The sequence below is a fragment of the Dyadobacter sp. OTU695 genome (assembly GCF_038440355.1).
In the GTDB taxonomy this organism is placed as follows: domain Bacteria; phylum Bacteroidota; class Bacteroidia; order Cytophagales; family Spirosomataceae; genus Dyadobacter.
In genome coordinates this window covers 859,243-881,090 of sequence record NZ_JASATN010000001.1, presented here as the reverse complement: position 1 = coordinate 881,090, position 21,848 = coordinate 859,243, and the positions used below count along the sequence as shown (strand labels likewise).

General features: G+C 48.6%; 14 protein-coding genes and 1 other RNA gene. 9 read left to right on the top strand and 6 right to left on the bottom strand.

Going from position 1 to position 21,848, the window contains the following annotated elements; all coding sequences use genetic code 11:
* Positions 1-57 precede the first annotated feature (57 nt).
* Positions 58-399 carry a helix-turn-helix domain-containing protein gene (locus tag AAHB90_RS32730; protein ID WP_446717871.1) on the top strand — a complete coding sequence of 114 codons (342 nt, stop codon included), beginning with the start codon at positions 58-60 and terminating at the stop codon, positions 397-399.
* A gap of 159 nt (positions 400-558) precedes the next feature.
* Here AAHB90_RS32730 and AAHB90_RS03745 read toward each other — a convergent pair whose 3' ends face one another.
* Positions 559-3,057 carry a M4 family metallopeptidase gene (locus AAHB90_RS03745; protein WP_342083564.1) on the bottom strand — a complete coding sequence of 833 codons (2,499 nt, stop codon included), beginning with the start codon at positions 3,055-3,057 and terminating at the stop codon, positions 559-561.
* A gap of 14 nt (positions 3,058-3,071) precedes the next feature.
* Positions 3,072-3,449: a hypothetical protein gene (locus AAHB90_RS03740; RefSeq protein WP_342083563.1), complete on the bottom strand. Its 378-nt coding sequence runs from the start codon at positions 3,447-3,449 to the stop codon at positions 3,072-3,074.
* Positions 3,450-4,304: 855 nt separating this feature from the next.
* Between AAHB90_RS03740 and AAHB90_RS03735 the strand changes: the two genes are divergently transcribed.
* Complete coding sequence (locus tag AAHB90_RS03735) at positions 4,305-4,862, top strand: antirestriction protein ArdA (protein ID WP_342083562.1); 558 nt, start codon at positions 4,305-4,307, stop codon at positions 4,860-4,862.
* Between the two features lie 509 nt (positions 4,863-5,371).
* Entirely contained in the window at positions 5,372-7,366 is a 1,995-nt protein-coding gene (locus tag AAHB90_RS03730; RefSeq protein ID WP_342083561.1) for a M1 family metallopeptidase, read from the top strand.
* A gap of 400 nt (positions 7,367-7,766) precedes the next feature.
* Here the strand turns inward: AAHB90_RS03730 and AAHB90_RS03725 are convergent, their stop codons facing one another.
* From AAHB90_RS03725 to AAHB90_RS03715, 3 genes are all read right to left on the bottom strand, one after another.
* The gene (locus AAHB90_RS03725; protein ID WP_342083560.1) at positions 7,767-9,005 is read right to left on the bottom strand and encodes a site-specific integrase; all 1,239 of its coding nucleotides are present in this window, start codon (positions 9,003-9,005) and stop codon (positions 7,767-7,769) included.
* A 247-nt stretch (positions 9,006-9,252) separates the two neighbouring features.
* Positions 9,253-9,624, bottom strand: a transfer-messenger RNA (tmRNA) gene (gene ssrA, locus AAHB90_RS03720).
* Positions 9,625-9,945: 321 nt separating this feature from the next.
* The gene (locus tag AAHB90_RS03715) at positions 9,946-12,240 is read right to left on the bottom strand and encodes a TonB-dependent receptor (protein ID WP_342083559.1); all 2,295 of its coding nucleotides are present in this window, start codon (positions 12,238-12,240) and stop codon (positions 9,946-9,948) included.
* Between the two features lie 334 nt (positions 12,241-12,574).
* Between AAHB90_RS03715 and AAHB90_RS03710 the strand changes: the two genes are divergently transcribed.
* Together AAHB90_RS03710 and hemF are read left to right on the top strand one after the other, a co-directional pair.
* Complete coding sequence (locus AAHB90_RS03710; RefSeq protein ID WP_342083558.1) at positions 12,575-13,012, top strand: PepSY-like domain-containing protein; 438 nt, start codon at positions 12,575-12,577, stop codon at positions 13,010-13,012.
* 106 nt (positions 13,013-13,118) lie between these two features.
* Positions 13,119-14,030: an oxygen-dependent coproporphyrinogen oxidase gene (hemF, locus tag AAHB90_RS03705; RefSeq protein WP_342083557.1), complete on the top strand. Its 912-nt coding sequence runs from the start codon at positions 13,119-13,121 to the stop codon at positions 14,028-14,030.
* Here the strand turns inward: hemF and AAHB90_RS03700 are convergent.
* Complete coding sequence (locus AAHB90_RS03700) at positions 13,998-15,098, bottom strand: o-succinylbenzoate synthase (RefSeq protein ID WP_342083556.1); 1,101 nt, start codon at positions 15,096-15,098, stop codon at positions 13,998-14,000. The two genes, hemF and AAHB90_RS03700, sit on opposite strands and share 33 nt — an antisense overlap.
* Positions 15,099-15,165: 67 nt before the next feature.
* On the opposite strand from AAHB90_RS03700, the gene lpxK reads away from it, so the two are divergent.
* The 4 genes from lpxK to AAHB90_RS03680 are packed head-to-tail and all read left to right on the top strand — an operon-like array spanning position 15,166 to position 21,770.
* The gene (lpxK, locus tag AAHB90_RS03695; RefSeq protein WP_342083555.1) at positions 15,166-16,206 is read left to right on the top strand and encodes a tetraacyldisaccharide 4'-kinase; all 1,041 of its coding nucleotides are present in this window, start codon (positions 15,166-15,168) and stop codon (positions 16,204-16,206) included.
* Positions 16,207-16,229: 23 nt separating this feature from the next.
* Positions 16,230-18,218 (top strand): putative porin, encoded by a 1,989-nt coding sequence (locus AAHB90_RS03690; protein WP_342083554.1) that lies wholly within the window; start codon positions 16,230-16,232, stop codon positions 18,216-18,218.
* Positions 18,219-18,239: 21 nt separating this feature from the next.
* A complete protein-coding gene (gene miaE / locus AAHB90_RS03685; RefSeq protein WP_342083553.1) occupies positions 18,240-18,836 on the top strand; it encodes a tRNA-(ms[2]io[6]A)-hydroxylase in 597 nt (198 codons plus the stop codon).
* Positions 18,837-18,863: 27 nt separating this feature from the next.
* The gene (locus tag AAHB90_RS03680) at positions 18,864-21,770 is read left to right on the top strand and encodes a PD-(D/E)XK nuclease family protein (RefSeq protein WP_342083552.1); all 2,907 of its coding nucleotides are present in this window, start codon (positions 18,864-18,866) and stop codon (positions 21,768-21,770) included.
* The last annotated feature ends 78 nt before the right edge of the window (positions 21,771-21,848 follow it).

The window sequence follows — 21,848 nt, the reverse complement described above, 5'->3', positions numbered from 1 at the left end:
AATACAAAATAGTGCGTACACTCTACGAGTGCCACAATCATTCACCTGCAAATCGCTATGAGAACGATTGTTAAAACAAATATATCGAAAGTTACCAAAAGACACACATGTGTATACTGGAAATTTTTATGCTTCCCGTACTTCGTCCCAAGCATGAAGGACCAAGACAACATCGGCAGAATCGAACAATACGTAATCGATTACGTTAGGGAACTACGTGTGAATAATAATTTGCTTCAAGAGGATATTGCCAGCATTCTTGGAACTACTAAGGCATTCATAAGTAATGCAGAAAGCACCAATCATCGAGCCAAATACAATCTCAAACATATTGATAAGTTAGCCCATTATTTCAATCTGTCTCCCAGGGACTTCTTACCTGAAAAGACGTTACAATAGCCGGATTGTACTCTATCGTAAGGTACTTTGAACCAAAAAGCCTGTAACTGATGTCAAAATCAAAAAGGTCGGAATCTTGCTTCCGACCTTTTTGGTTTTTTAAAAGCACTTGCTATTAAATATTAATCTGTTGCTGCATACAACAAAATCTTTTTCGGATTATTCCAGCAATATTCTGATCCTTTCAGTTTTTTGCGAAGAGGCTTTACCTGGTATTACGTGCAGATAATAGGTGCCACGTGGCAGATCTTTGACATTGATCTCCATCTTATTCCCGTCTTTAAAGGCTTTTCTCTCAAATACTTCTCTTACAGAAACAGACCGCACTGCATTGCCGGATTTCTCTGAATATAGTACAAGCTCCTCCGGCATTGCGTCCAGGCTTTCGGGATGCTCAAACTGAACCGTTACAAAGTCACTGGCAGGATTGGGAAAAACCTTGAATGCCATTCCAGAACATTCCCTGGTGCAGATAGTCAGGCCAGTGTTGGTGGTTCCACAGAAATTGCTTGCGGCCACACTGATAGCGGAACATGCCATTGAGTAATTCTGAAAGCTTGCAGACGGCCCAGAACCTGATAAAGAACCCGATGATCCCGATTGTAGCGACCAGCTGTAGGAATTGGCTGGATCGTGGCCAACCACGTCGATGAACGCCAGATGACCTGCGCAGATTTGTCCGTTTGTAAATGGCTGGCCGTCAACTTTGAAACTAATGACCGGTTTTCCGACGTTGACTGCCTTTGTAATCATGATAGTGCCACATTCATCCGCTATCACAGCCCTTATTGTAACGGGACCATTGTAGCTACCGTTTCTGGTAGCCACACCGCCACCGGTAATAGTTGCAGCGGAAGCGCTGCTGGTTGACCACGTTATACTTGCGCCCTCTGGTAAATTGGTCACCGTGTAAGTCGCATTTGGACAAATAATATCCGGGCCAGCGATGATAGGCTGCCAATCGGTTCCAACCGTTCCAACATTAACTGCCGCCCAGGCGTTGATAACCTGCCGTACCAAAACTCCATTTTGATTGCCGCATTGCGCACGGGCTGCGTTGATCATCCCGGTTCTTACCTGAGCATAGGTTGTCGTATTATCAAGGAAGTTTCCAAACACAGCCCTGACGATAAGATTCTCCAGCTGATCCATTCCAATTCCGTATACATTATACGTTCCCCCCATCCCATTGGTGCCTGACCCACCGTTGGCCAACAGGTAAGCCCAATGAGAAAACACGCCGCTACGCACATAGATATTACTCGCGGAGTTGTATTGCGCGGTCCCGTACGTATCGGCCATGGGCTGATGCACATTCAGGGAATTGGTGTTTTGCAGATCTCTCAGACATGGATTATTAACCATGATCTGCTCGCCGATCTGCCATACATTGCCCCCGGTGATCCGGTGCTGCATGATAGCACCCCATATATCGCTTAGCCCTTCATTGAAAGCCCCTTGGTCTCCGGTACCAGACCAGCCGATCTGAAAATCGGTCATGCCGTGCCCGTACTCATGAGCTACCGCATCTACCGATGCCACCGGCCGGAAAATTACCGCGCCATCACCAAAAACGAGCAAGTTTGCCGTTGGCGACCAACCAGCATTATCCTGGTCATTGACCGTATTACCATAACGGATATGAGCATCGATTGGAAAACCGGCCCCAACGGCGGGATCATTGAAACTATTCACACTATGAAAGTTATTCATCCTGTCGAAAATCTGCTGCAATACCCAGTGGACATCGAGGGCCATGTCGTTTTCAGTTGGGCTGTGTTCCGCTGCCGTCCAGGTATTATCGTTATCGATCAATTCTGCGCGGAAGGAAAAGTCGTAGCCTCCTTGCATGTTCCATGTGTGAATTACCGAAGCTCGTGTCTGATCTAGCAGCCGGAAATTGGGCTGGTCATTGAAGGTCGCAGCTGTACGGCTACCACTGTATCTTGTCGCAAAGGTACCTGTAGCGGGAGGTAAAAAGCTTTTGCCGGAGCTCGCGGCCGGTTTAATTGCCGATCCATTAGTGACACGAGCGGAGTGCGAAGCGGCATGCAAAAACAATGGCTCTGTGTCCAATATTGCACCTGTCTTGGCATCAACAATGCCGACCTCGTTGTTGGCTGCATTGTTAGCATATAGCAGAACTTTGTAGATCAGGCAACTAGCGCTATCGCGAGACGCTATTTGCCTGAATAGTAACTCAGCAGTAAATTTCGAAATATCATTTTCGGGTATATTCTTATAAGCTGCAAACTGGCTTTTCGCTTTTTCCGGCGTTAGCGATGGTACCGCGTCGAGGTTATCAATTTTTACATAGTGACCGTGCGCATAGAACAGCTTTCCGTTTTTGTAATGGAAATTATAACCGGCTCCTTCTACTTTTACACTTTTGTAAAACTGATCGAAATGGTCATCGGTAAATTCAGTGCTTCGTTGTTTATCATTTGCTTTTACAAAAGCGTCATCAGCAGAGACTTTCAGATAGTCGCGCATAAATTCCTTTTCAGTAATTCCCTTCGAACCATCGGACTCTGAAAACTCCATTGCCTGGACAACGCCTTTTTTGTCGCGCAAAACGGTCGGCAAGGTTTCTGGCTGTTGCGCAAATACAAGCGCGGGCATGCCCAGCAGCAGAAAAATCATAGATGTTTTCTTCATAAATATATTTTGGTTTAGTTGATGCGCCTGTACTTCGAGACGGCCGAAACCGGGTTGGCATTTACCCAGACTAATTTGAGCGTATCCGCGTCAAAGCTGTATTCGTAATCAAATTGCAAAAGGAACCCATCTGCCCGCCGGACGGCAATGTGCAGTTGTGAATCGATCCAGTACTTTTTTTGGATGCTAGAATTGTCCGTATAGTTGTGGTCGATCAGCACCGAATCGGCTCGAAACTCCCGGTAGGCTATCGGGGGATCAATTGGTGGCCGGTATTCGCCGTTGCCCACATAAAACTCCTCCCATTTACCCAATATTTTTCCAGGGTTCACCTGGTCCTTTTTGCAGCCAATGGCCAGCAAAACCACTACAAATGTGACAAATGCCTTCACTGATTTTGAAATTTTAAAAGAATTGGATGCACCAAACATGTCCATTAAGATCGGTTGAACTTAGCAGAGTGAAATGGCGCTTTGGAGTGGAACGGCTACGAATGTTCCTTACAGGTGCTTACCGCTTGATTCTATTCAGATTAATGAGCGAGTCGGACAAGAAAATACCGACCCTTAATTTGATGGGTGCGAGCGTAATGTTAACAGGTAGCCACCAAATTCCCAAGAGAAATTACATTTTTTTTTAAATAAATACTACTCATTAGTTAAAACTAATTCAATAACTCATCTGAGGCTAAGAGTTGAATTCCGTTGTGCCCAAGATCGCCAGAGCACCCTTCTACACCAGCGCGCAGAACATCCTGAGTAGTTGAAATACGAAATGTTATAGCCGCCTGCCAGCGCGATTTGCGTCACTGGCAGGCCGACTGCTGCAACAGCTTGTAGGCGAACCCGATGCGTACTTCATTGAGAAAATCGGAGAACGTACGGTTGGCGAGTGTTTTAAAAAAGCGGCAAAATGAAGGGTCTGCAACCCTGCTACAGACGCAGCCTGTTTCAGGGTAATGTCCTCCTTGAAGTTCTGTTGGATGGCTAGAACCGCTGGCCTCCCGATGGAAATTGGGTAGATCGTGGTCAGTGCAAACGAAAGTTACAAAGCAAAAAATGACGGTTGCAAGCCTACACTTCGTCATCCGGCTTTTTAGCCGACCGCTCGGAATCAAGCCGCACCTTAAACCGCCAGATGAGCTTGCAACCCAGGGGGACGAGCCCAGTCATTTTTTCTTTGATCGATAGGCAGCGATTGCCCTGAGCACAAGGCCGGGGCCAAACCAACTTAAATGCCTTTCAATCATGAGAAATCTTGAAAGTACTCCTAAAATCTATGTGGGAACCTACGGCCAGTACAACAATGGGTCGCTGTTTGGTAAGTGGTTTGAGCTGACGGACTACGCAGACCTTAAAGAATTCCTGCAAGACTGCTACGAGTTCCATCGGAACGAGCTAGATCCGGAACTGATGTTCCAAGATTGGGAAAGCATCCCAGATTTTTTGATATCCGAATGCAGCCTACATAAAGACGCATTTACATATTTCGAAGCCATAGGTGAAATGGACGAAGAGACTGCCGAAGCATTTGAGATCTATTGTAAGCAGATCAACTATTGGCCATCCAACAGATACGAGCTGGAAGACCAACTTGAGAGTTTCCGGGAATGCTACCGGGGATTCTTCGGTGGCTCAATGAAGGATGCAACACTTGAATACGCTTACCAATACATCGAAGAGACAGGACTGCTTTCAGGCATGCCATCCACGCACGAAAAATACTTCGACTATGAAGCCTTCGCCAGAGACTTGTTTTTAGAAGGATACAGCGAATATGAAGGCCATGTTTTCGTAGACTACTAATAATTTCTTCGATGGGGTAACTGTCAGTTGCAGTTACCCCATCGATTTTTACGACAGACAAGTAAATGATGGTTTTCTGTTTGCAAATCGCGAACAAATATGTCAAGTTTTTTGATCAAAAAACTTGACATATCCTGCGTTCGAGTACTTCCCTGGGTTTGCTACTATAAAGTCCAGTTTAAATCGTTCATTCGAAACCCTCGCTAACAAGACTTGATCGAGCACAACCAAAAAGTGTGACGGTTTCAGTTTAAAACCAAAGCCCTCTGATTCGGACTTTGCGTTTGAAGAATGTCTATTGCGTCCGCAACATCCGAAAGGGAATGTTGCCAAACAATTCCATACTCTAGTAGAAAAAGAGGGTTTACGGCCACGATCAAAAGATGGCAGAAGGGCTATTTTCGTCAAACTAATAATGTACCAAATTACAACCATTCCCTACAACAGAAGGGATTTTTCGTTAAATCGTTATCTTGACAACGTTTTCCTCAACTCGCCAGAAATTAACCATGAATCAAATTGTCATCGCTTTTTGCCTTCCCGTTTTTCTTTTTCATGCCGTGCCGACGCAATCTCAGGATCATTCAAAATATGTAGCCAGAGACTTGTTTCCAGCCTCGTCCATTTTGCCCGCCGGGAACTCATATCGTTCAGCAACCGGCGAACCCGGACCCGCTTACTGGCAAAATCGGGCAGATTATAAAATTGATGTGAACCTAGACGACAAAGCCGAAATCATTACGGGGATCGAGACCATCACATATTTGAATAACAGCCCCAATGAACTTTCATTTTTATGGTTGCAGATGGACCAAAACGTTTATAAAAAGCGCTCGAAGGGACTTGACAGTAAGTTATTTCTGACCAATAATGCGACGGACGCTAAATTTGAAGGTGGTTTCACCATTGCGTCAGTGAATTTGAAAAGTGCAAAAGGAACGTTCAAAGAAGCCGTGTTCACAATCAATGATACGAGAATGAGGATTGAACTCCATGAACCTCTACGTTCCGGGCAACAGCTTTCGTTTCAGATAAAGTATAGTTATAAATTTCCAAGGAATTTCAGGAACGCCGATTTTAATGTAAACCGTACAGACATTCTGGCTACGAAAAATGGTGACATCTATTCCGTCGCGCAATGGTATCCGCGGCTTTGCGTACTTGATGACGTAAATGGCTGGAATACCCTACCCTATCTGGGCAATGGAGAATTTTATCTGGAGTATGGAAATTTTGATGTGAATATTACGCTTCCCTCCGCATACATCGTGGAAGCGTCCGGTGATCTCCTTAATCCGGAAGAAGTACTGACGGCCACCCAGACCGAACGGTGGAACAGGGCCAAATCTTCCGATCAAAAAGTATTTATCCGGACGATAGAAGAAGTTACGGCTTCTTCTTCGAGACCATCAAAACCACTGTGCACCTGGAAATTTAAATTAACCTCGGCAAGGGATTTCGCATGGACCGCTTCGAAGTCGTTCGTTTGGGAAGGAGTAGGAATTACGTTGCTCAGCGGAAAAAAAGTGTTGGGAAGTTCGCTGTATCCGGCCGAATCCAAGCTGACTGAAAGCTGGGAACGCTCCGGAGAGTACATCAAATTTACCTTACAATATTTTTCCAAAAAATGGTATGAGTATCCCTACAATAAGGCAGTGAACGTCGCCTCGAACCTAGACGGAATGGAATACCCGGGGCTCGTTTTTTGCGCCGCGAAGGATAAAGGGAATATGTATTGGGCAGTTGTTAACCACGAGCTTGGGCACACCTGGTTTCCAATGATTGTGGGAAGTAACGAAAGGAGATACGCCTGGATGGACGAAGGATTGAATGCCTTCATGGATAACATGGCCACGAAGGATTTTAATAACGGCGAATTTATTGGCTATCCCGAAATTGACATACCAGTCGCCGGACTTTTTGTCGATTCGCTCATGCCGATCATGACCAGGCCAGATGTAATCCCAGGGAATGAGGTATACAAGCTCCAATACCAAAAAGTCGCGTATTTGCTTACCCTGCTCAGCGAACATATCCTGGATAAGGGGCAGTTTGATCTCGCTTTTCGCAAGTATATTCGAGACTGGGCCTACAGGCACCCCACGCCCTGGGACTTTTTCAGCAGCATCAATAACACCACAGGCGAAGACCTTAACTGGTTCTGGAAATCGATGTTTCTCGAAAATTACAAACTGGACCAGAAAGTAACCCGTGTCACCAATCCACAATCCGGAAAAGCAACGATTATCGTTGAAAATATGGAAAGAGCCGCGATGCCTTTGCAGGTTGAAATTACCTTTGAAAACGGAGCGAAAGAATTCCACGACTTTCCGGTAGAAATCTGGGAACAGGGTCCGATTTATGAGTTTGTTCCGGATTTCGACGGTACCATCAGTAGGGTTGTCATAAATCCTAATGGTGTGTTTCCTGATATAAACCTTGCGAATAATATTTGGACAATAAATAACCTTGACCCGTTCGTCAGACCAATGCCTGCCCATTAGTTCCTTATCAAGAGGCAATAACTCCATTCCCCTAATCGTCATAAAAATTCGATTAAATGGGATCGTTCCTCAGCCTGTTGCATGGTGAGCCGCTCGCGTTGCAAGGATTCCGCTCAATTTCTCACCCATGGAAGGGATTTTTGAAAAGTAAACAACTTATTGATTTTCAAAATGTTAAATCTGCCGTTCAAATCCCTCGCTGCCCTTTGAAATAAATATTGACTAAGGCAAAACGAGAAAAACCAAAGCCCTCCTAACAGAGGCCCTTACTTAGCCAAAAAGAAACGGAATAAATCCTAAGGGTGAACGCCTTCATCTTTCGCCTTGCCAAATAGGAAAAGGCCGCCATTATGCTGTAAGCTTTTGGCGACCTTTGAAAATTCTAACGGAATAGCGACACTTAAATACCTGTGCTTTTGCCGAGTTTGTCTATCAAACTTTCTTTCAAACGCCTCATGTCCTCACTGATCTTGGAATCAATCACCTTGGCATACAATTGAGTAGTCCTAAGATCTCGATGTCCAAGCATCTTCGACACGCTTTCAGTCGGAACTCCATTGGCCAATGTAACTGTGGTTGCGAATGTATGTCTAGCCAAATGAAACGTGATATTTTTCTCAATACCACAAACATCTGCTATTTCCTTCAAATAGGCATTCATCTTTTGATTCGATAAAACTGGCAGTAAGCGGCTAGTGCTCGCACATTGCGGATGATTCTCATATTTATTCAATATGTTGATTGCTTCAGGCAGTAAGGGAATGCTTGACCGGGATTCAGTTTTTTGTCGTTTGATTTGTAGCCATTGACCTCCATCAATGCCTATGGTAATTTCGGAACGTCTGAGTTTTTGCACATCTACATAAGCCAACCCAGTGTAGCATGAAAAAACAAAAATGTCGCGTACGAGCCGTAAGCGCTCAGTGACAAACTTTTTTTTGATGACTGTCAACAATTCCTCCGCGGATAAAGCTACTCTATCTACCTCTGTTTTGGGCATTCTGTAGGCGAAGAACGGGTCTTTATGTAACCAATCGTTCTTGACGCAGGTCAACACAATTTTTTTGAAATTTGATAAATATTTCATTGTTGAATTGTGACCGCAGCCACAGACTGTCTTGAGGTAGAATTCAAAATCAGAAATAAACTGATAATTCAAATCAGTAAGATGCACGTCCGGCACTTTAAACTTCCACTTCAAGAAGTTCTCCGTATGCTGAAGTGAGGTCTGGTATCGCTGAAAAGTTGCATAAGCATAATCTATTCCTATCAACTGCTCCATCTTCTTGTTGTGATCTTTAAAGACTCCAATAAGAGTCCTTGCATTCTTCCCAGCTCCCAGCCATTTTGTTCTAAAAACGTCAATGGACATTTTTTTGCCTTCCTCCAAGATTTCCCGTTGTATCCCATAAGCCCGAACAAGAAGCGTATCAAGAAAAGTATTGACTGTTTTACTTTCAATCGAGCTCCCTTTCATCCTGCCAGCCTCAACAGACCATTTCGACGGTTCAATCTGTCGATTCGCACTGGTATCAAATCTTTTTCCGGAAATTGTAATCCGGAGGTAGATCGGCCACAGTTTCTCCTTGGTAGCCTTTGACCTCCTTGCGTAGAAAATTGCACTCATTTTTGCTTCCATCGTCGTGTATTTAAACATTAAAAGTAAAACCCCATTGCGCGCCAGACAAGATGTTCAATTGTAGCACAACTTACTAAGCATCAGAATGATAGAGACAAATTCGGTGCACCTGAATCCGCTAAATGTCAGTGCACCGAATATTACACCTAGAATTTGTCAATTAATGAATGAATTAGCTAGTTGGAAGCAAAAGAAAAGCCCCTAATCAATTGATTTAGGGGCTTTTAGCTAAATTTGATTTTTCAATCCGTGGAGATGCGGGGAGTCGAACCCCGGTCCAGAACAGGGAAAACCTGCGCCTTCTACATGCTTATCCGTGATTAGATTTTCGAGCCAGACAAGGTGCACGGCGGACCCGCGTCTAAGCCTTAGATACTAGGGTCTCGTTGGTTTTACGCATCAATATACCAACCAGCGCTGCGGTTCGACACCTCTGAACCCACCCGGCAGCACGTGAGGTGGAGAGATGATGGCATTTGGTTAATCCTCCGGATTAAGCAGCCATGGCGTAAGTAGATTCGCCAGTTATTGTTTGAGAATATTATTTACGGGAGGTACTCTCAACTCCCGACATGCTTACACACAAGCCCTCAGCCCGCTGTCAATTCCAGTCACCCCCAAGTTTTTTCGGCTTTCGGCTTTCGGCTTTCGGCTTTCGGCTTTCGGCTTTCGGCCTTCGGCTTTCGGCTTTCGGCTTTCGGCTTTTAGGTGAAAGTAAACTGCCACGCTAAAAGTTCAACCGCACTGCTATTTACACAATTTACCCGATGAAAGTTCGCCCAACAATCCAAGTTTATCCCAAACAACTGACTATCAACAAACATCGCACAAAAATATTTAACTTTCTCCATTACGACCGCGGCTCAATCATTCCCCATTCCACGGCGGCTCATTCATCATCGCACCGGCGACCCGGTCAATCATTCAATCATTCAAAATTCTAAAACTCCCACCGGTAACTCAACACCGGAATCAGCCCCAGCTGCTTTTGCCTGACGATCTTTTGTTGAAATGCATCATAGTAGCTGAATGCCGCATTCTTCGTGCCGGACACATTCTGCAAATCGAGCGCGAATGTCGTGCTGTACGACGCCCTGCTTTTTTTGAGGTAAATGCGCAGATCCGGGCGAAAATAATCCTTCAATTTTAATGCGAATGGCTCACTATTCTTGTAAATAGTTTGCTGCGCCGTTCTGGAAGCTTCCAGGTCGATCGGCGTTTCGCGGAAGCCGCCGAGCCAGAGGATTTTCGTATTAACGCCCCAAAGCCGCGAGCCGGATTTGAACTCCTTTCCTCCCGTAAAACTAAATGTATGCCGGCCATCGAAGCGTCCTTTTTTCCTCAGTCCATTCTCGTTCATATAGGTCGCGCTGTAAAGAGAGCCGGATACCATCATGTAAAAATCGTCGCTCAACAGTTTCTGATAAGTGGCTTCCAAGCCATAATTGCGTCCTTTTCCCTTGTTGGCCAATCCCTCACCTACCCTCGTTTCAATCGCATTCAATGCCGAAAAGTCCATGCCGCCCGCAGGCACATCGAAATGTTCCTGCCAATAAGCCTCTACTTTCAGACTATTATTTTTGCGGAAATCGCGCTGATAGCTGGCGACAAAGTGATGTACCTTGGACGATCCCAGATTGGGATTACCAGAGAATCCCGTCGTGGAGTAACTTGCTGCGTACAGCTGCGCAAGCGGCATCTGGCTATGAAGGCCGTAGGAAAAACTGAGCTTTTGGTGGTCGGTAACTTGCCAGCGCAATGCAGCCCTCGGTTCGAGCGTGTGGTGCGTATAGGCACGCCAGAGGTCGACCTTGCTGATGGTCGCATTCAACCCGATTTCGGCCATAACACCGGAGGCAATGGGCACGGTCCATTCGGCAAAGGGCTGGAAAAGCCTCGATTTGATCTCCTGACAGGTGTATAACGGTGCAAGGCGGTCGTACTGGAATGTGATATAACCGCCTACTTTGAGACTGCCCCCACCGGCAAACCGGTACTTAAAGGTCGTGTTACCGGTGATCTTGCGCTTGGTAAGCGAATCGTCTTCAATTGGATATGAGAACTCCGAAGTATTGGTTTCACCTTTATAAAATGCACGCGAAGTTTCAAGTCCCGACATCACAAATACAGTTTTCAACACCCCCCGGCTCCCCACTGGAAGCGCGTGCGTGACACCCGCCGCTCCCATTTTGTTTTTGTAAATGATGTTATGCGAATCTTTGTAAAACTCCCACTTCGTTGAATCCGGTTCTGCCTTGAAAGTATTGCTGCTAATGCCCCCCAAGCCAAAAACAGTAAAATTGCCGCCCTTTTTCAAGGGGAAATTCAGGTTAAACGATAAATCCTGAAACCGGATGTCCTCGCCCCCGAAATTCACGCCCATCGCCCCGAGTAGCCCTGTGAATGAATAGCGGTAATTGACCAGGTAAGAGCCTTGGTAGTTCTTCGACAATGGACCTTCTGCCGCAATATCCAAGCCAATAAGTCCCGCCTGGGCCGTGAATTCATGCTTTTCGTTATTTCCTTTCCGAAGCGTCATGTCCAGAATGGCCGATGTGGCATTCCCATACTGCGCCGGAAACGGTCCGCTCATAAAATAGGACGTTCCCATCAGCTGCGTGCTCAGAATGTTCACGCCACCGCCCGTCGAAGTAGGTCTGTCGCTGAATGTACCCGCGTTCGACAAATGGTTCGGGTTGACGATCTCCACCCCTTCCAGCCGCCATTGCATGCTATTCGGCGAGTTTCCGCGTACGACCAATCCGTTCGCCTGATCATTGGCCGCCGCGACGCCCGCGAAAGAGGTCGCAACGCGGGCCGGGTCCAGGTAGGTAGCCGCGTAACGAAGGGTTTGCTCGGGTGTAATGGCCTGAACACTGTTGAATGCCGGCGGTCGGCTGCCCGATACCGTGGTTTCCTGCAATTGCCTTCCGGCGGCATTGAGCCGCACTTCCTGCACATTTTCCTTCCCCGATTCAAGCAAAATTTCCGAGATCACAAGGGTCTGGTAGCCTATAAATGAGACCTTCAAAACATGCCTGCCTACCCCCACCCCTTCAAACCGGAATTGCCCCGTCTCGTCGGTAACACTACCCAGGTCATCCAGCTGAACGGTAGCCCGGGCAAGCGGCAAGCCGGAATCGGCGTCCTTCACACTACCGCGGACGACTGACGTGAATTCCTGTGCATAAAGCAGTTGGACCGAAAGAAGCAAAAGTAAAAATGTGCGGATCATAGGATTGGCCAGGGAACATTTAAAAACTATCAGTTACAAAAATAAGTCCAATCGTTGCATCGGATATTTTTATTTTTCAATACGAGTATGAGCACGGCTGAGCTTGAAGAATTGAGGAACGTTGGCTTTCTCGCTGCTTGTGCCGCTGGTTACCATTGAAATGCCCTAGGAAATAGCAAAAGAATGGCTCCCGGATAGCGCAAGCAACCTTACCATGCTTCTGAGACTATACTGGTCCGGCCCCAAAACCCGAACAAAAAATAAAAGCCCTCATAGGGGGAATCCCATGCTCGGTTGTCAGAACCGAAACGAACACTCAATTTAACTGACAACGATGATGAAAAAACTGGCTTCCATTCTGGCCATTTTGCTATTTGTAGCGACGGCCTGCGACGACGAAAAAGTAGTGGACGAAACCAAACTTCCGGTTAATGCACAGGATTTTATCGAAGCCCATTTCCCGGATGCGCGCATATCGCAGGTAGTTCGCGACCGCGACGACCTCGAAACCAGCTACGAAGTGATTCTTGATAACCAGGTAAAACTCGAGTTTGACAAAAAAGGCGACTGTTACAGCATTGAAAGCCGCCACACCGAGAAGCTCCCCGACACGGTGATCCCTCTGAAAGTATTGGAATATGTGCAGGAGCACTATCCCGATGCATTTATCACAGACTGGGAAAAAGACAAAACCGATCAGGAAATCCGGCTCTCTAACAACAAGGAACTGTTATTCAACCTCGCAGGCACTTTCCTTCGCGTTGATGACTAGATAGATGTATATTGAATTCAAAAAGCAGGGAAAGTTGCCCTGCTTTTTTTATGCCCCGGCAGTGCTATTTGTCGTACTTTTGCGGCTTGTAGCATGACTCCTGACTATGAAGGTTGAAGATATAGAATCGTTTTTCAAGGATTTACAAGACCGCATTTGCACAGCCATCGAGAGCACCGACGGTGGGGCAAAGTTTCACGAAGATCTCTGGCAACACCACTCCGGCGGCGGCGGACGTACCCGCCTGATCCAGAACGGCGCCGTGATTGAAAAGGGCGGTGTGAATTTTTCGAGTGTAAAAGGGGAAGTACACCCCCGGCTGCGCGCGCAGATGAACCTGGCCGAAGACTCGAGCCCGCAGTTTACAGCTACGGGCGTGTCCATCGTGATGCACCCGCGCAACCCGCACGTACCCATTATACACATGAACGTGCGCTATTTCGAGCTCGACAATGGCACTTGCTGGTTTGGGGGAGGCATCGACCTCACGCCGCATTATGTCGTGGAAGAAGACGCACGCGCATTTCACCAGACATTGAAGGCCGCGTGCGACAAACACCATCCCGATTTTTACCCCAAATTCAAAACCTGGGCCGACGATTACTTCTTCATCCGGCACCGCAACGAAACCCGGGGTGTGGGAGGTATTTTCTTCGACTACCTCAAACCCGACGAACCAGGAAACGGGCAAGGGCTTTCGAAAACACAGCTTTTCGACTTTGTCAAAGAAGTAGGCGAAAACTTCGCACCTGTTTACACGGCATTGATGCAGAAATATGCCGGTAAGCCCTTTACGGAAGATCAGAAACAATGGCAGTACCTGCGCCGGGGACGCTACGTGGAATTCAATCTGGTCTGGGACCGCGGTACGAAGTTCGGGCTGGAAACGAATGGCCGCACAGAATCTATTTTGATGAGCTTGCCCCCCCAGGCCAACTGGGAATACAATTTTATACCGGAGCCCGGTTCGGCGGAAGCGGAAACCTTAGGCTGGCTCCGCAAGGGCGTGGCCTGGTAATTCCCAGGCTAGCTCTTTTTTGTAATACAAATGCCCGTTTTCAACTGCTAACGGCGATTCGAAGTTGTTGGTGTAAAGCTGGCCGGTACCCAATCCCTGCGGCAACGGATTGTTGAATTTGGCTGTGAACTGCGCAATGGCATTCAATCCGATGTTGGATTCCAATGCGGAGGTGATCCACCAGCCAATATGCAGCCTGTTGGCGATCTCAATCCACTCGCTGGTGGCCGTGAAGCCTCCGAGCAATGTAGGTTTGAGAATGATGAAAGGCGGCATGAGCTTTTTGAGCAACGCAAATTTCTCACGATAGCTATTGACTCCGATCAATTCTTCGTCCAACGCCACAGGCACGGGCGAGGATCCGCAAAGATCTGCCATGAATGCGTGCTGCCCCGCTTTTATCGGTTGCTCAATGGAATGCAGGTCGAAAGCGGACAGGCGGGCAAGTTTCTCCTTTGCATTTTCTGTTGTAAATGCACCATTCGCATCGACGCGCAAGGTAATCGCGCTTTGATCATACCGTTTCCGCACCGCTTCCAGGATTCTACACTCCTGCTCGAAATCGATCGCCCCTACTTTCATTTTGAGGGTCGTAAAACCCTGAGCGAGTTTTTCCTCCACCTGCGCCAGCATGTTTTCATAGGAGCCCATCCAGATCAGCCCGTTCATCAGAATGCCCTCGCCATTACCGGAAAAACCATTCTTAAAAAGGACCCGCTGGCCGCCATTCATGATATCGAGCAAGGCCATCTCAATGCCGGCGCGAACGGAAGGCAGATTTTCAGGGATCAGTTGTTCGAGGATAATGCCCAGGTTGAATGGAAATACATCCAGGTCAAGCTCGTTGAAAATGCCGCAGATATCCGCCAGTTGTGCCTCGAAATCCGGAATATCGTCGATGCTCAGCCCAGGCAGCGGCCCGCATTCGCCGTAGCCGGCAACACCGGGCTTTTCCGTGTCGGTGATGATGACGATCCAGGATGTTTTTTGTGTAAGTACCCCGCGAGAGGTGCCCGCTTCCTTGCGAAAATGAAGCGTATGCGGCTTATACACAATTTTTAACGGCATGATTTTGCGGTGTCAGAATTTAAAAGGGGCACAATATTAGACAAAATTTACGTAATTATGCACCAGGATGAAAGAGCTGCCCTGGATAAAAAATGCATTGCTGCCCCTCTCGTGGATTTACGGTGCCATTACCGACGTGCGCAATTTTCTTTTCGACAAAGGCATCCTCCATTCCGAAAAAGTACCGCAAAAAGTAATCGTCGTTGGCAACCTCACCGTCGGCGGAACAGGCAAAACGCCCGTTATAGAATATCTTACCCGCTTATTTTCAACACAAATACCGACGGCAATCCTCAGCCGCGGCTACGGACGGGCTACCCAAGGTTTTATAGAAGCCGGCAGCACTGCCACAGCCGCGACAATCGGCGATGAGCCATTTCAGTTTTATGCCAAATTCGGCACCGAAGCAGTTGTTGCCGTGTGTGAAAAGCGCGTGGAGGGTGCTTTTAAAATCCATGAAAAACATCCCGAAATAAGGCTGCTATTGCTCGACGACGCATTTCAGCACCGGGCTATCCGTCGCGATGTCAATATCCTGCTCAACGATTACAACAGGCCGTTTTACGAAGACCACCCCTTCCCTGCCGGCCGCCTCCGCGAGCGGCGCCACGGAGCGGGGCGGGCCGATGCCGTAATCGTAACCAAATGCCCGGCGGAGCTCCATGCACTGGAAAAGGATGATATCCGTAAAAATATCCGTCGCTATACCCGGGCGGACGTTCCGGTTTTCTTCGCGACGACCCGTTACGGCAGCCCGTGCTCGTACGAGGGCGGGCCTGTTGAGTTAAAGAATGTTAAAATGGCGGCAGGAATCGCAAATCCATTGCCATTCGCCGCATATTTGACCACCCGGTTCAGCGTTACAGACCAGAAGGTTTTTCCGGATCATCACAATTACACGCCAAGTGACGTCGAAGACCTGATTAAGAACCTAAAAAACGATACTTTTGTGGTCACGACTGAAAAGGATATGGTCAAATTAAAACCGTTGGTTGTCTCGAAAGGCTGCGCAGCACGCTTTGCGTACGTTCCGGTTTCCGTTGATTTCGGGGACGATGGACAAGCTTTCACGCAATGGGTCACATTAAAGGCCGACGACCGGTTCTAAAACGGCAGAACGAGTTTCCCTCTATGAGAATTGTTTTATATAGCTTCCTGTGTGTTTTATGCAGTTTCATCCTCACGATACCGACAGCCAGCGGCCAGGTGAAGCTTCCAGGCAACATACGGATGCCCAGCGGCGGCGGAAGTGGAGGGGGTGGCTCGCGGGGAGGCGGAGGGCAGGCTATTCTCGACGATAGCACCAAGAATGTCTACGGTCCGCAGACCACCCTGCATTTTTACGAGCACGATATCCTTTATAACCGCGATTCGGTGCGCTACCGGGTAGACACCGGTTTGACGAACTTCCACCGCTGGATGCCCATGGACAAGGCCTGGGGCAAGCTTGCAGACCTGGGCAACCACGTTACGGCATCGCGCAACCTGCTTTTCGAACCGCGCGAGGACATCGGGACGCAGCTCGGCCTGCGCGCATACGACGCGTACGCGATCAAACAGAACGAGGTCGCTTATGTCGATACCAAATCGCAGCACACGGAGATTGATTTTATGTCGGGGCCGAAAAAGACCTCGCTCGGAACGTTCGCCTACACCCAAAACGTGCATTCGCGGTTCAACTTCGGTATCCGCGGAACCCGTCTGACGTCGAACAAGATCTATGGCTTTGCCAATTCCGTCAATTCGGCGGCTTTACTGGGCCAGAACTGGACCTTCCTGGCCCACACCAGTTTCTTTTCAAAAAACAAGAAGTACCTGATCCTCGCCCATTACCGGCATATGAATATGAAGGTAAAGGAGCAAGGTGGAGTGATTCCCAACGTCGACGAGGCTGGCGTCGTCGACAAATATTCCTACGACGGGGCTGCCAAAATCAGCGACAATGCCAACTCCTGGGAGCGACGGCATGTTTTCCATGTTTACCAGCAGTACCGCCTGGTCAACGGCTTCCAGGTCTTCCAACAAGCCGATTTCCAAAGTACGATCGACCATTACACCGATTTGCAACTGGCGCGGGGGCTCGAAAAAGGCATTTATCCAGCAGCCAAATTCGATACCACCCAGACCCGCCAGGACATTTATTACAAGCTTCTCGACAACAAGGTCGGGATCAAGGGATTTTACGAAGGATTCAACTACCGTGCCTATATCCGGCAGCGCTTTTATGGCATGCGGGGCGGGGCTCAGTCGGCCAACGAGACGGGCGATCCTTACCTGACTTATCGTACGGGACTGAAATTCGATAATATCATCGGAGCCTGGCTCGGTTACTATCTCAAAGATTCGGTGCAATACCTGACCGCGGAGGCCGATTTGAATCTGGGTAAAAATGTCGAGTACCGGTTGAAAGCCGAGTTGAACACACGCTGGGGGAAAGCCGGTTTTCAGAGTATTCAGACAGCCCCTGACCTGCTGGTACAGCGTTACCTGAACAACCATTTCGACTGGCGGACCAATTTCGACCCCACCAAGGTCCAGACGATCTTTGCCTCGCTGGTCCTGAAAACGAAAAAGATCGAATTTGTGCCCGAAGCCCAGATACATCAGATCAACGACTACATTTATTATGACACGGCCGCAGTACCGCGCCAGCTCAACGCCGGTTTCAGGTTGCTGAGGATAGGTTTCAATTCCGGGATTCACCTGAATCGGTGGAATTTCACGACAATGGGTTACCTCACCCTGAACGACAATAAGGACGTAATGCGGATTCCGACGGTGTTCGCTAGCGGCGAGGTTACTTTTGATTTTGTGTATGCCAAAGTGCTTTTCATCCAGCTCGGACTAGCGGCACGTTACCGCTCCTCGTACCTGGCCGATGCATATATGCCCATTACTCAACAGTTCCATTTACAAAACAATACGCGACTGAATGAGAATGTGGTGGTCGACGGCTTTGCCAATGTGCGGATCAAACGGGTAAGGTTATTCTTTAAAATGTCTTATCTTAACCAGGGCGGCAGCTTCGGCCTTTTCCCGAAAGGCTATTATGTAACACCCGATTATCTGGGTCTTGCAAGATCATTTTCATTCGGGATCAATTGGCCGCTGTTCGACTAGCTGACCAAAATTTTGACCAATATGGCGACATCACTCACTACACTCGGGCTGGAACTCCCGACAGATCCCCGCTGGACCGACATTGCTGCCATGCAGATCGGCGATGTATTGATAGACCACGCCTATTGCGAGCAGAAGGCCGCGTCAAGCTGCATTTCGCTGATCGTCCATTATCCCGAAAAAACGTTGCTAGTTGAAACCCTGACACCCATCGTAGCCGAAGAATGGGGGCATTTCCAAAGGGTTTTGAAGGAGTTGAAGAAGAGAAATATCCCCTTGGGCAGGCAGCGCAAAGACGAATACGTCAACCAGCTCATGCAGCTCATTACCAAAGGCGATACCGACAAAATGTTTCTCGACAGGCTGCTGATCTGCGGGTTGATCGAAGCCCGGAGTTGCGAGCGTTTTAAGTTACTTTCGGAAAACCTGGAAGACGAATCGCTGCAAAAGTTCTACCGTGAACTGATGATTTCGGAAGCCGGGCATTACCGCACATTTCTCGAACTGGCCGAAACTTACGTCCCTGCGGAGAAAGTAAGAGCGCGCTGGAAAGAGCTCCTGCATGCTGAGGCTCTGATCATGCAATCGCTTTCGCCACGCGGAGACCGCATTCATTAGTATACCCTGCATAACATCCGCATTCCGATGCCATCATTCCTGAACCTCGTCGCCAAACGCATTTTGGCCAATCATACCTCGCTCTACCACGTACAAATTGTGGTGCCGACGCGCCGGGCTGCGTTTTTTCTGATGCGGGAACTGGCCGGCGAAACCACCGAGGCGCTGATGAGCCCGGGTATTATGGCGATCGACGACTTCGTGGAAAGCCTTTGCAGCCTTGAAATAGAAGATCCCGTACACCTGCTTTTTGATTTGTACGAAACGTTCCAGGAAATTGACCCGGACGTGCAGTTCGACCGCTTTATGGGCTGGGCATCGGTACTGCTGAGCGATCTCGACAAAATTGATCAGTACCTGGTTAAAACCGATTTCCTTTTTGAATACCTCTCGGAGGCACATGCGCTTTCGCGCTGGCAGGAAAGCCTGCCCGAGGGCAAGTCGCTCCAAGGGGAAGGCGGTTCGAAGCAGTATTTCTCTCTTTTTGAAAATATTAATAAGGTATACCAATCTTTCAGGCAAAAACTGATCGCAAAAGGGAAAGCCTACCGCGGAATGGCCTACCGCGAGCTGGCTGAGGATATTGCCGACCGGACGATAGCACGGGCAGAAGACGAGCGGATCTATTTTGTCGGCTTCAATGCATTCACGACTTCGGAGCGGACGATCGTCACCGCCTTAGTTAAAGCAAAAAAGGCCGAGGTGCTCTGGGATTCGGATAGCTATTATATGTCGGAAAATACCGTCGTGGAGGCCGGCAAAAGTCTGCGAGAATATCAGCGCAGCAGAGAATTCGGCGAATGGAACTGGACGGGCGACGACCTGCTTTCAACCGAAAAACACATTACCATTTACGGTGTCCCGAATGCGACCCTGCAAACCAAAGTTGCCGGCGAACTTTATCACCGCATGAAGCGCTTCGATTCCGACGATGCCCCCATCCCTACCGCCATCGTACTTGCCGACGAGAATCTGCTGCTCCCCATGCTCTACTCGCTGGATGAGGAAGTACGCGACCTGAACGTCACAATGGGCCTTTCCATGCGGAATTCGCTGCTTTATACATTGGTGGACGGCATTTTTGAGTTGCAGCAAAATGTGGTCGAGTTTCGGAGTAAGAGCGGTAAAATGATCCGTATTCCAAAATTCGGGCACAAATCCATCGATAAAATCCTTAATCACCCGTTTATCCGGCATTACGAGCATGTGGCGCTTACACCGCTCGAAGACGGGCAGACGATCATCCAGCGAACGCTACGCGAGATCACGGAAGGCAACCAAGTCTTCCTCAGCTCGGAGGAACTGATCGCATTGGGCGACCAGCATCCCTTGTTTCAGATCCTTTTCACGCATTGGCAGAAAAACAATGCGCAGCAGGTGATACGCTCGTTCTACCAGCTGATCGAGCTGTTGCGGGAAGTTTATAAGGATTACAAGAATGCGCTGGAAACCGAATACCTCTATCTTTTTTACACACTACTCAAACAATTCGAACAGACGATCGAAGAACGGGCGGAGCTGATCACATTGCGCACGCTCAAATCGTTCATGTTCGAACTCATCCGCCAGACGCGCATTCCGTTCAGCGGCGAGCCGGTCAGCAACCTGCAAATCATGGGGATGCTTGAAACCCGCGCGCTGGATTTCGAGCGGATCATTATATTGTCTGTTAACGAAGGCATTATACCGCAAGCCAAACGGCAGAACTCGCTGATACCCTTCGACGCGGCACAGGCTGTGGGACTGCCTACCCATCAACACCAGGAGGCCGTCATGTCGTACCACTTTTATCGCCTGCTGCAACGCGCTTCCGAAATCCATATCCTTTACACCAGCACCAACGACGCACCCGGCGGAGGCGAGAAAAGCCGTTTTGTAAGGCAAATCGAATATGAACTCGCCCAGTACAATCCGCTGATCCGGATCGAGAACAAGACCGTTGTTTTTGAACCACACCAACAACAGGAGCTGGAAGAAGTAGTGCACAAAGACGACGCGCTCGTAGCCGCGATCCGCGCCTACCTCGACGGAAAGGGCATTTACCCGACGCACCTCAACGAGTTTATCCGCTGCTCCATGCAGTTTTATCTCAAACACATTGCCGGGGTAAAAGAGAAGGAGGAAGTGGAAGAAGAGCTTGGCATGGACAAGATCGGTACCTGGCTGCACGCCTCCCTGGAACGCCTGGACCTCGAATTTTTCCTTCTCGATAACGACCCGTCGGAAGAGCAGATCAAGGGCGTGCTCCGTGAGGAGTTCGACCGGCTTTTCAAAGGTTATGTGACCGACCTGGGGCTTAACCGTATTTACTACCAGATCGGCGAGCAGCAGATACTAACCTTCCTCCGGCACCACATCGCGCAGCAGCCGCGCAGAAAGATCCTCGCGGCCGAACAGCCGCTGCATACGCGCATCCAGCTCGTGCTGCAGGGCGCGTACACGCCCGTGCGCCTGGGCGGGAAGATCGACCGCATCGAGCTTGGGGAGGATGGTACCTTATATGTGATGGACTACAAAACCGGTAGTGTTGAACTCACCGGAAAGCAAAAGCTGGCCGATCCCGTGGCCCGCGAAGAAGTGATCCGATTCGACCCTGACCGGAAAATGGGCTACGTTCGGCAGCTATGGATTTACGAGTACCTGATGTACCGCCTGATGAAAGAAGAAAACGGGCTGACACTGCGGGGCACTACCTATAATTTCGGCGATTACGCCGTCAAATCCGGCTTTTACTCCTTCCGCGACCCGAAGAACCTCATCGCTAACCCGCTGGAACTGACCGAGCAACTAGCCCCGGAAGAGTTTATCGAAAAATCAGAAGTGATCCTGACGGACATGCTCAATGTAATGCTTGATCCGGACGTACCGTTCCGCAAAACAGACGACCTCACTACATGCAAATTTTGTGATTTTACCGGGATCTGCGGGCGATAATCTGCCCTCAGAAAAATACCCGCGCCATCTTACAACCATTGCGTAAACAAAGCCATCTTTTCTAAAAAATCGTTTACG